The 15075-nt window shown below is 54.3% G+C and carries 13 protein-coding genes; 5 read left to right on the forward strand and 8 right to left on the reverse strand.

The features are described from left to right. Positions 1 to 38: 38 nt before the first annotated feature. Complete coding sequence (locus FKN99_RS06230) at positions 39 to 344, forward strand: lipopolysaccharide assembly protein LapA domain-containing protein (RefSeq protein WP_087106669.1); 306 nt, start codon at positions 39 to 41, stop codon at positions 342 to 344. Then, positions 345 to 1544, forward strand: a complete 1200-nt coding sequence (gene lapB, locus FKN99_RS06235) for a lipopolysaccharide assembly protein LapB (protein ID WP_172117077.1) — start codon at positions 345 to 347, stop codon at positions 1542 to 1544. A gap of 22 nt (positions 1545 to 1566) precedes the next feature. Here lapB and pyrF read toward each other — a convergent pair whose 3' ends face one another. Then, positions 1567 to 2259, reverse strand: coding sequence for an orotidine-5'-phosphate decarboxylase (gene pyrF / locus FKN99_RS06240; RefSeq protein WP_172117078.1), 693 nt, complete (start codon positions 2257 to 2259; stop codon positions 1567 to 1569). A 216-nt stretch (positions 2260 to 2475) separates the two neighbouring features. Between pyrF and FKN99_RS06245 the strand changes: the two genes are divergently transcribed. Beyond that, positions 2476 to 2760 (forward strand): ComEA family DNA-binding protein, encoded by a 285-nt coding sequence (locus FKN99_RS06245; protein WP_172117079.1) that lies wholly within the window; start codon positions 2476 to 2478, stop codon positions 2758 to 2760. A gap of 176 nt (positions 2761 to 2936) precedes the next feature. On the opposite strand, the gene prpD is transcribed toward FKN99_RS06245, so the two are convergent. The 6 genes from prpD to FKN99_RS06275 all read right to left on the reverse strand — a co-directional run bounded on the left by prpD (position 2937) and on the right by FKN99_RS06275 (position 11217). Beyond that, a complete protein-coding gene (gene prpD / locus FKN99_RS06250; RefSeq protein ID WP_172117080.1) occupies positions 2937 to 4421 on the reverse strand; it encodes a 2-methylcitrate dehydratase in 1485 nt (494 codons plus the stop codon). A 28-nt stretch (positions 4422 to 4449) separates the two neighbouring features. Then, the gene (gene prpF / locus FKN99_RS06255) at positions 4450 to 5646 is read right to left on the reverse strand and encodes a 2-methylaconitate cis-trans isomerase PrpF (protein WP_172117081.1); all 1197 of its coding nucleotides are present in this window, start codon (positions 5644 to 5646) and stop codon (positions 4450 to 4452) included. A 29-nt stretch (positions 5647 to 5675) separates the two neighbouring features. Continuing rightward, positions 5676 to 8285: a Fe/S-dependent 2-methylisocitrate dehydratase AcnD gene (gene acnD, locus FKN99_RS06260; protein WP_172117082.1), complete on the reverse strand. Its 2610-nt coding sequence runs from the start codon at positions 8283 to 8285 to the stop codon at positions 5676 to 5678. Positions 8286 to 8352: 67 nt separating this feature from the next. Continuing rightward, positions 8353 to 9480: a bifunctional 2-methylcitrate synthase/citrate synthase gene (gene prpC / locus FKN99_RS06265; RefSeq protein ID WP_172117083.1), complete on the reverse strand. Its 1128-nt coding sequence runs from the start codon at positions 9478 to 9480 to the stop codon at positions 8353 to 8355. Positions 9481 to 9550: 70 nt separating this feature from the next. After that, entirely contained in the window at positions 9551 to 10444 is an 894-nt protein-coding gene (prpB, locus tag FKN99_RS06270; RefSeq protein WP_087106685.1) for a methylisocitrate lyase, read from the reverse strand. After that, the gene (locus tag FKN99_RS06275) at positions 10444 to 11217 is read right to left on the reverse strand and encodes a GntR family transcriptional regulator (RefSeq protein ID WP_172117084.1); all 774 of its coding nucleotides are present in this window, start codon (positions 11215 to 11217) and stop codon (positions 10444 to 10446) included. Before FKN99_RS06275 ends, prpB begins: the two co-directional genes overlap by 1 nt. A 233-nt stretch (positions 11218 to 11450) precedes the next feature. Between FKN99_RS06275 and pabB the strand changes: the two genes are divergently transcribed. Together pabB and FKN99_RS06285 are read left to right on the forward strand one after the other, a co-directional pair. Next, a complete protein-coding gene (gene pabB / locus FKN99_RS06280) occupies positions 11451 to 12821 on the forward strand; it encodes an aminodeoxychorismate synthase component I (RefSeq protein ID WP_172117085.1) in 1371 nt (456 codons plus the stop codon). A 117-nt stretch (positions 12822 to 12938) separates the two neighbouring features. Further along, complete coding sequence (locus FKN99_RS06285; RefSeq protein WP_172117086.1) at positions 12939 to 13574, forward strand: phosphoadenosine phosphosulfate reductase domain-containing protein; 636 nt, start codon at positions 12939 to 12941, stop codon at positions 13572 to 13574. Positions 13575 to 13852: 278 nt separating this feature from the next. Here FKN99_RS06285 and cysB read toward each other — a convergent pair whose 3' ends face one another. Beyond that, positions 13853 to 14827, reverse strand: a complete 975-nt coding sequence (gene cysB / locus FKN99_RS06290) for an HTH-type transcriptional regulator CysB (RefSeq protein WP_172117087.1) — start codon at positions 14825 to 14827, stop codon at positions 13853 to 13855. Between the last annotated feature and the right edge of the window lie 248 nt (positions 14828 to 15075).

Consider the following 15075-nt stretch of genomic DNA (forward strand, 5'->3'; position numbering starts at 1 on the left):
AGGGTCATACTGCGAACGTCACTGACTAGGAAACTCTCATGCGTTGGATTAAAGGGCTGATTCTCGCCATTATTTTGCTGGTTGTTCTACTGGTAGGCATCTTGTTTGCCGTCAACAATCAGCAAACCATTGCCTTGAATCTGATCTGGGTTGAACTCCCCCCCATCACACTCTCGGTATGGCTGCTGGCGACATTAACGTTTGGCGTCATACTCGGCATGCTCGCAATGATGGGGGTATACGTACGGTTGAAAGCACGTCTTGCACGCAGCGAGCGCCATAACAAACAGCAGCGCAAAGAGCTTGATCGTTTACGCACCCAGGAGTTTAAGGAACTAGCGTAAATGCATGATGTCATGCTGCTAGGGCTACTATTGGTAGCGATTGCCATAGGCTTCGGGCTAGGCATTCGATACGCTGCCCAGCGCCACCGGCGAGCGCCAACAGCGCCGCCTTCTCAACTGTCGCGCGAATATTTCGTTGGGTTAAATTACCTGCTGAATGAGCAACCCGATGAAGCCATTAACACGTTTATCAGTGCACTTGATGTTAATAGCGATACGGTAGATACCCATATCGCGCTGGGTAAGCTCTTTCGCACACGTGGCGAGGCAGACAAAGCCGTCAGTATTCACCAAAACCTGCTTGCACGCCCGGCCCTATCGCATGGCACCAACGAACGCATCCAGCTTGAGCTTGCGCGCGATTTTATAGCGCTAGGTGTTCATGACCGTGCCCAGAGACTGCTGCACTCGCTGCTTGAGCAATCCACCGACGATGATCGCCGCTATGCGGCCAAGCAGCTACTGGTGGATCTTCTGGAGCGCGAAAAGGAGTGGCAAACCGCTTTAGAGGTAATCCACCCCCTGCTAAAGCAGCACCCAGGTATGCGGCGCCCAGCGTCACACTGGCTATGCGAGCTGGCCATAGAAGAGATCCAACAGTCCAGCCGTGCGCTCGCGAAAAAGCATCTAAAAAAAGCCTTACTGCTGGATGAACGTTGCATTCGCGCCACACTACTGTTGGCGGATCTTGAGATGGATAACGGCCACTATGGCCGCGCGATAGAACGCCTTGACCATATCCCTGCGCAGGATGCCGCGCATATCCCAACCATGCTGCCAACCCTTCAGCGGGCCTATGCGCGTAACGACGATATAGCAGGTCTAGAGAAACACTTATACCGTCTACTGGGCCAGGCACCTTACACCAGCGTTATCGTGATGCTCGGCGAGCTTATTCACCAGCGGGATGGCGTGGATACCGCCATTGAGTTAACCGGAAACTGGCTACGTGATGCGCCGAGCCTTGGCGGGTTGGACTATCTGCTGGATCTGTATGTCGAAAGCCAGAAGCTAAGTGGAAGAACGGCGCCGGACACTCGCTTATCACTGCTGAAATACCACACGGATGCGCTTTTAAAAGATCGTCCACGCCATCAATGCAGACGCTGTGGTTTTACAAGTGATGCCCTTGCCTGGCAGTGCCCCAGCTGCCGCCGCTGGGGCACTACCAAGCCGATTACCGGTGTAGAGGGCGAGTAAACAAACCCGCACACATATCGTGCTACTGAAGCTCTGCTTCGATAGCCGCCAGCGCCGCCATGGGGTCAGACGCCTGAGTAACAGGCCGCCCTATCACCAAATGTGTACTCCCTGCCTGCATCGCTTCGCTCGGCGTCATAATACGCTGCTGATCGTTAACGGCGGCAAAACTCGGCCGAATACCGGGCGTTACTTTTAAAAACGACTCACCACACACAGCCTTTAAATGTGCCGCCTCTTGGGCTGAGCATACAACGCCGTGCAGGCCGCTTTGTTGGGTCAACAGCGCCAAGCGCTCTACCTGTTCAGCGGGTGAAACGTTTAAACCCACTTCGCGCAGGTCGCTCTCCTGGAGGCTGGTTAATACGGTAACGGCGATTAGGTGCGTGTCTAAACCTTGGCTGACCAAACGCTCGGCGGCTGCTTCCATCATCTTGCGGCCACCGCTGGCGTGCACATTCACCATCCAGACGCCTTGCTCTGCTGCGGCCTGAACAGCCCCCGCCACCGTATTGGGAATATCATGAAACTTGAGGTCAAGGAACACGTCAAACCCGCGCCCATGCAGCGCTTCAAGGATAGCCGGGCCGCTGCGGGTATAAAGCTCTTTACCTACTTTTAAACGACACCGGGCGGGGTCTAGTTGGTCCGCCATGCACAAGGCGGCGTCAAGTGACGGGTAATCAAGCGCGATAATCAACGGGGATTCAGACACAACACTACTCCATACGCATTTTTAAGCATTATATCAGTCCAACACGACCCGCTTGTAAGCTATTTGCTAACCAGTACAAGCGAAAATCCTACAAACAGTGTCCTACATCACTGACAACAATAGGATAGCGAACGCGTTAAGTTAGTTAAGGCACCCGTTAGCACAGTGCCTGGTTATGCTACTTTTCTTTATCGACAAGAAGGAACAATACGCGTAATGAACATGACATTAAAAAGCTTGTTTGCCGCCCTGTTACTTAGTTTAAGTCTGGGATTATCCAGTAGCGCACTGGCTCAAGCCGTCGCGCCTATCAATGTTAATACCGCCAACGCCGAGCTGTTGAGCGAGCTTCCCGGCATTGGACCAAGCCGCGCTACCGCCATTATCGAAGAGCGTGATACCAAGGGAGAATTTGCAAGTATTGATGATTTAACGCGCGTCAGCGGCATCGGCGCAGCAACCGTAGATCGCATGCGCGACCAAATCGTACTCGAAGACTAAAGCCCTGAAGTAAGCCCTGCAGTAAGCCCTGCAACATAGCAGGATTACTATTGCCCGGCGGCAGCACAGCTGCTGTTTGCCGGGCAAGTGTTTATCACATACCCAACATTGAAAAGCTCACCTAACGACTCCTCTCTTCCGCATTACTGCCCGTGACCTCGTGACTAGGCAAACTTTTAAATCATCCAAAGTGACATGAATTGATCCACCGGCATTGCTTCAAGCGTCGCTTGATTGCCGCAGAGCTGGCTAATCTTTTCGCAGCGAAATGCAGGGAAACGGGTGGCGAGATGGCGCTCAAACTTATCGACCAATAGCGGCATGCCCTCTTCTCGACGTCGCTGATGGCCTATCGGATACTCCACTGCAACTTTGTCTGTTGCACTACCATCACGGAAAAAGACCTGTACCGCATTCGCGATAGAGCGCTTCTGCGGGTCGTGGTAATCCGCTGAATAGTCGCTATTCTCCTCGACCACCATTTTGTCGCGCAGTACATCAATTAGCGGATGAGCCGCATGAAAGCTGTCTTCATAGTGCTCGGCGGTAAGCGAGCCAAAGATAAGCGGCACGGCCGTCATGTATTGCAGGCAGTGATCGCGGTCAGCGGGGTTAGCCAACGCTCCGGTTTTGGAAATTATCCGAATCGCTGAATCATGTGTGGTAATCACAATGCGCTCAATATCAGCCAAGCGCTCTTTTACCTGAGCGTGCAGAAGCACGGCCGCTTCGCAGGCGGTTTGGGCATGGAACTCCGCCGGGAAAGCAATTTTGAATAAAATGTTTTCCATAACATAGCACCCAAACTCACGCTGAAAACGCAGGCGCCGCTCTGCTTCAGGTTTAAGGCTCAGATCTTTATTACTATGGCTAAAGGACACATCGTAAAACCCCCATTGCGGTGCGCTGAGCGCGCTGGGAATACCCATCTCGCCGCGCAATGCCATATCTGCCAGACGAACGCCTCGGGAAGTGGCATCGCCAGCCGCCCAGCTTTTGCGCGGCCCGGCATTGGGTGCATGTCGGTAGGTGCGCAGGCTCTGGCCGTCTACCCACGCATGGGAAAGCGCGGCCAGCAACTGCTCGCGCGTAGCGCCCATTAGCTTGGCAACCACCGCCGTTGAAGCCACTTTCACCAACAGTACATGATCCAGCCCCACCCGGTTGAAGCTGTTTTCCAGGGCCAACACTCCCTGAATTTCATGCGCCATGATCATGGCGTTCAACACATCACGCATCGTCAGAGGGACGTCCCCCTGGGCAACCCGCTTTTGCGACAGGTGATCGGCAACCGCCAGGATGCCACCAAGGTTGTCAGAGGGATGACCCCACTCGGCGGCAAGCCAGGTATCGTTATAATCCAGCCAGCGGATAGTTGCGCCGATATCCCAGGCCGCTTTTACCGGTTCAAGGCGTAGCGAAGTGCCCGGCACACGCGCCCCAAAAGGAACCTGGGTACCTTCTACCAGCGGGCCAAGATGCTTGGTGCACTCTGGAAAACGCAGCGCCAGAAGCCCACAGCCCAACGTATCCATTAAGCAGTAACGAGCCGTAGACAGTGCCGCCGGCGAGGGAGTATCAAAGCTCAGCACATAATCAGCGATTAGCTGTAGCTCATCATCGTATTCTGGCCGCTCGTTTATCTCCGCTGTGACATTCATGGAGTCGCCTCCCAATCAATGCAGTGAGTTAAAAGCTGTCGCCCGGTACGCGTACCGCACCTTCCATTAGCACGCGCGCGCTGCGGCTCATAATGGCCTGATCAATCTGCCAGTGCCCGTCAACCAGGTTGGCCTCAGCGCCAACGCGCAAACTGCCCGACGGGTGGCCAAACGTAACGGACTGACGCTTGCCGCCCCCGGCCGCCAAGTTAACCAGCGTACCGTCTATCGCAGCGGCGGCGGCAATTGCCACGGCGGCAGTGCCCATCATGGCGTGATGCAATTTACCCATGGACAGCGCCCGCACCACCAGATCGATATCACCAGCGTTAACGGTCTGACCGCTCGAGGAAACATAATCAGTTGGCGGCCCAACAAACGCTACCTTGGGCGTATGTTGGCGGCTCGCAGCCTCACTGACATCCCCTATCAACCCCATACGTACAGCGCCATGGGCACGGATAGTCTCAAACATACTTAATGCTTTACCGTCGCCATTGATGGCGTTTTGCAGCTCGGTACCGCGGTAACCAATATCAGCGGCATTAATAAACACCGTGGGGATACCTGCATTGATAAGGGTAGCTTTCAGAATACCCACACCCGGCACATTCAGGTCATCCACCAGGTTGCCGGTGGGAAAAATCGCCCCCTCGCCGTCAGCCGGGTCCATAAAAGCCACGGGAATTTCGGCGGCGGGAAAGGTCACGCCATCCAACTCGAAATCGCCGGTCTCCTGAACCTCCCCATTCACGATGGGCACCTGCGATACGATAGTTTTCTGGATATTGACCTGCCAGATTCTCACCTCGACCACACCGTTTTCAGGCAGACGTGCCGGATCAACCAGCCCGTTCGCTACGGCAAATGGGCCTACCGCCGCCGAAAGATTGCCGCAGTTGCCGCTCCAATCCACGTAGGGCTTATCGATGGATACTTGGCCAAACACATAATCCACATCGTGATCAGCCGAGTGGCTTTTGGAAAGAATGACCGTTTTACTGGTGCTTGAGGTCGCGCCGCCCATACCGTCAATCTGTTTTTCGTACGGGTCGGGGCTTCCAATCACACGCAGCAGCAGCTTGTCACGCGCCTCGCCCGGCACCTGAGCAGCCTGGGGTAAATCGCTTAATTTAAAAAACACGCCTTTGCTGGTACCGCCACGCATATAGGTGGCGGGGATTTTTATTTGCGGCACATGGCGGGCGTTGGCGACATCAGTCATCTTGTTCACTCCGAAAAATAACCCGGCACTTACGCAGCCGTTGACTCGAGGAAGTCCTGGGCAAAGCGCTGCAGCACACCACCGGCGGCGTAAATTGATACTTCCTCGGCGGTATCCAGGCGGCATTTGACCGCTACGCGCTCGCTGCCCCCGTTTTGACGATGGATCACCAGCGTAAGCATCGCGCCCGGCGAAACAGCCCCCTCAACATCAAAGGTTTCGGTGCCATCCAGGCCTAATGTCGTGCGCGTGGTTCCCGGCTCAAACTCTAGCGGCATTACGCCCATACCAATCAGGTTTGTGCGATGAATACGCTCAAACCCTTCAGCAGCAATGGCTTCCACACCAGCAAGCGCCACGCCTTTGGCAGCCCAGTCTCTTGATGAGCCTTGGCCATAATCGGCGCCAGCAATAATGATCAGCGGCTGCTTACGCGCCATGTAGGTTTCGATAGCTTCCCACATGCGGGTCACTTCCCCTTCAGGTTCGACCCGCGCCAGCGATCCCTGAACGACATTGCCTTCTTCATCGCGGACCATTTCGTTAAACAGCTTGGGATTGGCAAAGGTAGCGCGCTGGGCGGTGAGGTGATCGCCGCGATGAGTCGCGTAGGAGTTGAAGTCCTCCTCCGGCAGGCCCATTTTCGCCAAATACTCACCCGCCGCGCTGTTAAGCTGAATGGCGTTGGAAGGCGATAGGTGATCGGTGGTGATATTGTCCGGCAAGATGGCCAGCGGGCGCATGCCTTTCAGGGTACGCTCTTTCGCCATATTGCCCTCCCAGTAAGGTGGGCGACGAATGTAGGTACTCTGGGGGCGCCAGTCATATAGCGGATTAACCTGGGCACGCGCGCTTTTATCAATATCGAACATGGGGATATAGGTCTGGCGGAACTGCTCGGGCTTCACCGAGGATTTCACAATAGCGTCGATCTCTTCATCCGCTGGCCAGATATCCTTCAAGGTAACGGGATTCCCCGCCTGGTCGATCCCCAGCACGTCTTTTTCAATATCAAAGCGAATAGTGCCTGCAATGGCGTAAGCAACCACTAATGGCGGCGAGGCCAAAAAGGCCTGCTGGGCGTAGGGGTGAATCCGCCCATCAAAGTTGCGGTTACCGGAAAGCACTGCCGTGGCGTAAAGGTCCCGGTCGATAATTTCCTGCTGAATAACAGGGTCAAGCGCACCCGACATGCCGTTACAGGTGGTGCACGCATAAGCCACCACGCCAAAACCCAGATCTTCCAGCTCATTCATCAAACCGGCTTCTTCCAGGTACATCTTGACCGTTTTTGAACCAGGCGCCAGGGATGACTTTACCCAGGGTTTACGCAACAAGCCGAGCCGGTTGGCGTTGCGCGCAATTAACCCAGCCGCCACCATATTACGCGGGTTGGACGTATTGGTGCAGCTGGTGATAGCGGCGATAATAACGGCGCCATCAGGCATTTTGCCCGCTTTCTCTTCTTCGCGTGCTGCATCAAGCCCTACCGCAATACCGCGCTGAACAAGCTCGGAAGTGGGCAGGTGCGCATGCGGGTTGGAAGGCCCTGCCAACGTCCGCGCAACCGATGAAAGATCAAAGCTCAGCACTCGCTCGTACTCAACCTGTGTCAGGCTGTCCGCCCAAAGGCCGGTGTGCTTGGCATAGGTTTCCACCAGCGCCACCTGTTCATCTTCACGACCGGTGAGCTTCAAATAATCGATGGTTTGGCTATCGATATAGAACATCGCCGCCGTCGCACCGTACTCGGGCGTCATGTTTGAAATCGTGGCGCGATCGCCGACCGTCAGCGCATCGGCGCCCTCGCCATAAAATTCCAGATAGGCACCGACCACGCGCTCTTTACGCAGAAACTCGGTGATCGCCAGCACCATATCGGTGCCCGTGATTCCTGGCTGCAGCTTACCGGTCAGCTCTACCCCGACGATATCGGGCAAGCGCATCATGGAAGCGCGACCAAGCATGACGCTCTCAGCTTCCAGGCCACCAACGCCGACTGAAATAACCCCGAGCGCGTCCACCATGGGGGTATGGCTATCGGTACCCACGCAGGTATCAGGATAAGCAATGCCGTCCCGGTTCTGCACTACCGGCGACATTTTCTCCAGATTGATCTGGTGCATGATGCCATTGCCAGGCGGAATGACATCAACGTTTTCAAAAGCCGTTTTGGTCCAGTTGATAAAGTGGAAGCGGTCATCGTTGCGCCGGTCTTCAATGGCGCGATTTTTCTCAAAGGCCCCCTCTTCAAAGCCCGGGTGTTCTACCGCCAACGAATGATCGACAATCAGCTGGGTGGGAACTACGGGATTGACCTTGGCCGGGTCACCGCCCTTCTCGGCGATAGCATCGCGCAGCCCGGCCAAATCAACCAGCGCCGTCTGGCCTAGAATATCGTGGCATACCACCCGCGCAGGATACCAAGGGAAGTCCAGGTCGCGCCGGCGTTCAATGAGCTGTTTAAGGGCATCGGTGAGAAGCTCAGGATCACAGCGGCGTACCAATTGCTCTGCCAGCACGCGTGATGTGTAAGGGAGCGTGGCGTAGGCTCCTGGCTGAATATCCTCAACGGCTTGGCGCGCATTAAAGTAATCAAGGCTGGTGCCTGGCAGTGGTTGACGATATTGGCTATTCATAAAAACAGACTCGCGAAAGGAGGAGCTTAAACAAGCCCGGCAGCCAAGCCGCCAGGCAGCACGCTGATTAATCTCGCGCTTCTATCGGCACCCACTCGCTTTTCTCGGGACCAATATAGTCAGCGCTGGGGCGGATAATTCGATTGTTGGCGCGCTGTTCAAAGACATGTGCGGCCCACCCCGTTAGCCGGGACATGACAAAAATTGGTGTGAACAGCTTGGTGGGAATATCCATAAAGTGATAGGCGCTGGCATGGAAGAAGTCTGCGTTGCAGAACAGCTTTTTCTCACGCCACATCACTTCTTCGACCCTTTCAGATACGGGATAAAGCACCGTATCGCCTACGTCATCGGCAAGCTTTTTGGCCCACTGCTTGATGATCTCGTTGCGTGGATCAGACTCGCGATAAATCGCGTGGCCAAATCCCATAATTTTATCCTTACGCGCCAGCATGCCCATGATCTGGCTTTCCGCTTCTTCTGGCGATTTCCAGTTTTCGATCATCGCCATGGCCGCTTCATTGGCACCGCCATGCAGCGGGCCACGCAGCGAACCGATGGCGCCAGTGACGCAAGAGTGCATATCAGAAAGCGTTGAGGCACACACCCGGGCGGTAAAGGTCGACGCATTAAACTCATGCTCGGCATATAAAATAAGCGATACGTTCATCACTCGCGCATGGAGCTCAGAGGCCGGCTCGCCACGCAGTAGATGCAAGAAGTGCCCGCCAACCGATGCAGCGTCGGTTTGGGTATCAATCCGCACTCCGTCATGAGAGTAGCGATACCAGTAGCAAATGATCGAAGGCAACACGGCCAGCAGCCGATCAGCAACGTCCTGCTGCTCGTCAAAACTCTCTTCGGTTTCAAGATTGCCCAGCATGGAGGTGCCGGTCCGCATGACATCCATCGGGTGAGCATCTTTCGGAATTTGCTCAAGCACCGTTTTCAGCGCATCGGGCAACCCACGCAAGCCCTTTAATTTGCGGATGTAGTCGTCAAGCTCTGCCTGATTAGGCAATTTACCTTTCAAGAGCAGGTAGGCGACTTCTTCAAATTTAGCCTTTTCAGCCAGCTCTTTGATATCAAAGCCACGGTACGTTAGGCCCGAGCCAGTCTTTCCAACAGTACACAAGGCGGTAGTTCCCGCACTTTGTCCACGCAGCCCTGCTCCCGCTAGCGGTTTATCAGCCATGACGAGTCTCCTGGTGTGCTTATCGTTGTACCTATCATTAATTGCAGATAACCGTGTTGTCGTGCGCGCCTCATTGCGGCTCTTCGCCCTTTTCGGCGAATAACGCATCCAGTTTCTGCTCGAAATCGTGATAGTTGAGGAAATCGTAGAGTTCATCGCGCGTCTGCATGGTGTTAACGACTTCTTTTTGATGGCCATTATCCAGAATGCTTTGATAGACATTCAGGGCAGCAGCGTTCATCGCTCGAAACGCAGAGAGCGGGTAAAGCACCATGCGACAACCAACCTCGCCAAGCTCGGCTTGAGTAAAGAGCGGCGTCGCACCAAACTCAGTGATATTGGCCAGAATCGGGGCATCCACTCGCTCGCAGAATGCCTGGTAATCGGAAAGGGTATATACGGCTTCAGCAAAGATGGCATCCGCACCGGCTTCAACGCAGGCATTGGCGCGCTCAATAGCCGCGTCCAGGCCCTCTTTTTGAAAAGCATCGGTGCGTGCAATCAGATAAAAATCGGGATCTATTCGGGCATCGGCGGCCGCTTTAATGCGATCAACCATCTCAGCCTGGGAAACGATTGCCTTGTTGGGTCGATGACCACAACGTTTTTGCGCCACCTGGTCCTCCAGATGAACGGCGGCGACGCCAGCACGCTGCATCTCTTTCACTGTACGGGCAATATTGAACGCGCCGCCCCATCCGGTATCAATATCCACCAGCAACGGCAGGTCCGTTGCACCACAGATACGGCGCGCATCCTCGGCGACATCGTTCATGCTGGTCATCCCTAAATCAGGCAGGCCAAACGAGGCATTTGCCACCCCACCGCCGGAAAGGTAGATCGCCTGATGGCCGACACGTTCAGCCATCATCGCCGTATACGCGTTAATAGTGCCTAAAATGGCCAGCGGGCGCTGGGCGTCAAGGGCGGCTTTAAAACGGGCGCCTGGGGTGAGCGTTGACATTAGCGTGTCTCCTGAAGGGTAGGGGCCTGCCGTTCCTCGGCAGGCTCAGATGATTGCTGTTTAAGAATCGCGGCATAACGGTCGGCAACATTGGCACGCGAGGCACTGACGTGGCGGCGCATTAATAGCTCAGCAAGTTCGGCGTCGCCTGCTTCAATGGCGTCCACGATCCGGTGGTGCTCAACAAAGGCACGCTGCGGGCGCGTACCGCTAGCACTAAACTGCGTACGATAAAGGCGCACCAGGTAATACAAGTCATTGCACAGCAGGCTCATTAGCATCTTGTTGTGGCTGCCTTGCACAATGCGGTAATGAAAGTCGAGATCACCCTCACGCTGATAGTAAGCTTCACCGCGTTGTAAATCAGCCTGCCCTTCGTGCAGTGCCAGCACATCACGAAGGCCTTGTATTTCCTCTGCCGACATATGCTCCGCTGCTAGCCTTGCGGCCATGCTTTCCAACGCTTCGCGTACATCAAACAGCTCTATCAGCTCTTTCATTGAGAGCTTAACGACGCGTGCGCCGACGTGAGGTACGCGCTCAATCAAGCGATGAGACTCTAAACGCCGCATGGCTTCGCGAAGCGGACCACGAGAAATGCCGTACGTTTTTGAAAGCCCGGGCTCAGTGATTTTGCTGCCTGGCGCCAAGACGCCACGCACAATATCGCTTTGCAGTTGATGAAATACCCGCTCGGCTAGCGTGCGCACTTCAGGCGGCGCTATTTCAAGCGACGAATCAACAGAATAGGGGGCGCTAATGAATGAACTCATGGCGAATTGTCGACAATTAGGAAAGTGTTCAAACTTTAGCTGCGCGCCTTTCTAGCGTCAACCATAGAATACTGGCGATTTTATGCATCTTTGGTTGTAAGCAAAAAGTCTATCCCTTTCCTTAGTGTCAACAATCTCGCTAAAACCGTTTGAAGCACATCGATTGCATTGCTGGTGTCGGCCTTCAACGCCCTCTAAAATGAGCAGCCTTTTACCGGCGAGGCGTTTGCTCCATGACCACGGCATTGTCGATATTTACGCTGCCCTATTCTTCTGACCCGTTAGCGCTGTTTGATTCGCTTCGCCAACGCCCAGGTGCAGTACTTTTGGATAGTGGCCGCCCCGTCGCTCAAGGCCGCTACGATATTCTGAGCAGCGACCCCTTAGCGACGCTGGAAGTGGACGCCACAGGCAAGTCAGAGCTTGCGAGTGAACAGCTCAATATAGCGGCTCTACCGCCAGGCGATTGCTTTGCTCAGCAGCAGTGGCTGTTAAATCAGCTACCGCACCAGGCTACGGAGGTTAATCAACACGCTTTACATAGCGAGCTGCCCTTTATGGGCGGGCTGATAGGCTACTGGGGCTATGACCTTGGGCGCTCACTGGCGACCCACCAACAACCTCAGGTGACTCACCTTCCTCAGGCGCGCCTGGGCCTTTATGACTGGTGCATCACCCTTGACCACGTAGCAAAGCGGGCGTGGCTGGTAGCCACCGCGCAGCGTCGAGAGCAGGTTCTAGAGTGGCTAGACCAGGCGCCGCCCAAACGCCCTCCTTTTGCCTTAACCGAACCCTTTCAAGCAGAGCTTAGCCAGAGCGATTACGCTGAACGCTTCAAAGCCGTTCAGCGCTATATTCTGGCGGGCGACTGTTATCAGATTAACCTCGCCCAGCGCTTTTCTGCTGCCTACCAGGGCGATGAATGGCAGGCCTATTTACGCTTACGCAACGCCACGCCCACACCGTTTTCAGGCTTCATGGCTTGGGGCCAGCAGGCCGTTCTCTCTCTTTCACCCGAGCGGTTTATCAAAAGCAATAATGGCGCGGTTGAGGCTCGTCCTATAAAAGGCACCCGACCACGGGGCGCTACGGCTGATGAGGATCTTGCTCTGGCCAATGATCTAACGAGCAGCCTTAAAGATCGTGCTGAAAACGTCATGATCGTTGATTTACTGCGCAATGACCTGGGCCGTGTATGTAAGCCGGGCAGTATCAATGTGCCCCAACTCTGCAAGCTGGAAAGCTACCCTAATGTGCATCATCTGGTGAGCGTAGTGCGCGGACAGCTCGCGTCCGGCGCCTCCCCTCTTGCCTTATTGGCGGCGGCCTTTCCCGGCGGGTCGATTACCGGCGCGCCCAAGGTTCGCGCCATGCAGATTATCGCCGAGCTTGAGCCGTGTCAGCGCAGCGTGTACTGCGGAAGCATGGGATACGTTGATATACGTGGCAGCATGGACACTTCTATTACTATTCGTACGTTAGCGGCGGATGCCGGGAGGCTTCACGTGTGGGGCGGCGGTGGGCTGGTTGCCGACTCAGCACTTGAGGAAGAGTACGTGGAGACACTGGATAAAATTCGCCACCTTATTAAGGCACTGGAATAACAGCCGCCGTACTTAAATCAAAAAGGAATATAAAAGCCAAACCAAACGGTATTGGGGGGAACGGCGGACAGTTTGATAGCCTAGCGGTATGGTTCATTAATATGACAAGGAGGCAGCATGTCCTCATCGCTAGATGCGATCAATCGTGATTTTTCCGAGAACGATTTTAGCAAGAACCCACAAGCACTTATTGAGTGGGCGTTAACACAAGGCGAAAGGGCGATCTGTACGACGAACTTTCGCCCTTTTGAAGCCGTTATTCTGCACATGGTGACACAGGTACGTCCTGACATGCCGATTGTCTGGATGGACAGTGGCTATAACACCGAAGCCACTTATCAATTCGCCGACGAGCTAATAACGCGCTTGAACCTGAACATGGTCAGCTATATACCCAAGCGGACGCGCGCGCATCGTGAAGCGCTCGAAGGCCCCATGCCGGGCATTGATAACTCGCGCCATGCGGCCTTCACCCAAGAGGTCAAAATCGAGCCGTTTGAACGTGCATTAAGTGAGATGCGCCCTGACGTATGGTTTACAGCGCTTCGTGCAGAAGACACGCCCGAACGGGCCAAAATGCAGCCCGTCAGCCGTAACAGTGATGGGCTGGTTAAAGTGGCGCCGGTGTTGCATTGGAGTGCTAAAGAGATGTATCAATATTTACAGGCGCACGACCTGCCCAACAACTTCGATTACTTCGACCCCACCAAGGTGGAGGAAAAACGCGAGTGTGGCTTGCACCTACAGCATTAAGCCTTTCTCTGAAAACCTGTCATTGAAAAACCAGATACTGAAAAACCAGGTGCTGAGAAACCTGGCACCGAGGTTAGGCCACAAGCCAAACGTACGACTCACGTTGTTAGCAGCTTGCCAGCGGTTTCGCTGGCATCATGCCCCCTAACAACGTGAGCGTTTAAAGCGTTAGTGTTTTCGTAGGTACTTCTAATCCGTACTTGTAATAAGTGCTTGTGATAAGTACGTGTGGTAAGTGCGTGTAACAAGCACTTGTCACACATCAGTGCCACAAGCTATCAGTACTCGGGCAGCTCTATCCCTTCAAACAGCGCTTGTTCAAAGCGTGGGCCAGCAATGAGCGCCTCATCCACACGGTCTCGCGTCAAGTGTGGGGCAAAGCGCGCCAGGAAATCGTACATATAGCCACGCATAAACGTGCCCCGGCGAATGCCTATTTTAGTCGTTGAACTCGCAAACAGGTGGCTGGCATCCACCGCGACTAAATCCCCGTCCAACTTATCGTCTACCGCCATATGTGCCACGATCCCAACGCCCATGCCGAGCCGCACATAGGTTTTAATCACGTCGGCATCCGCTGCCGTTAGCACAACGTTAGGCGTCAAACCCTTCGCTTTAAACGCATCATCCAACTGGGAACGGCCAGTAAATCCAAAGACATACGTCACCAGCGGATGTTCTGCCAACGCTTCCAGCGTTAAAGGTCCACTCAGCGCTGCCAGTGGGTGGCCTTTAGGCACCAGGATACAGCGATTCCAGCGGTAACAAGGCAAGAGTACCAAGTCTGTAAACAGCTCCAGCGATTCAGTGGCAATCGCAAAATCGGCCTGCCCCTCACTCACCATTTGAGCAATTTGCTTAGGCGTACCCTGCTGCATATGTAGCGCGACTTCCGGATATTTCAGCGTAAATTCACTGATGATCGGCGGAAGTGCATAGCGTGCTTGGGTATGCGTGGTCGCAATAGATAAGCTTCCCCGCCGCTCATCGCTATGCTCCTGGGCCACCTGTTTAATATTTTCGGTAAGCTTGAGCACCTGGCCCGCTAGGTTAATAATGGACTGACCTGCTGGCGTTACCCGGGTTAGATGTTTTCCGCTACGCGCGAAAATCTCAACGCCCAACTCATCCTCCAACAGCCGTATTTGCTTGGAAATACCAGGCTGAGAGGTAAACAGGCTTTGAGCGGTCGCCGATACATTTAGGTTGTGTCGGTTAACTTCCCAAATATAGCGAAGTTGTTGTAGCTTCATATCATCACCTCATTATCTATACCGATAGCAGGCAGGTCATCTAACGCTGGCACCGCCTATCTTGCACTCGCCACAAAGCACTATTTGGCATAAAAAAACATTCTATAATTCACTTATATTATAAGAGATAATCTCTATTAGCATCTATTAATTTTGTAATTAAGCACAAAAATAAGCGCAGATATTTGCCAGCAAACGCCGCGCCCGCTAACATCTGCCGACTTGGCGTAATGAAAGTGCGCAGGTTT

Source organism: Halomonas hibernica (assembly GCF_013183775.1).
Lineage (GTDB): Bacteria > Pseudomonadota > Gammaproteobacteria > Pseudomonadales > Halomonadaceae > Vreelandella > Vreelandella citrativorans.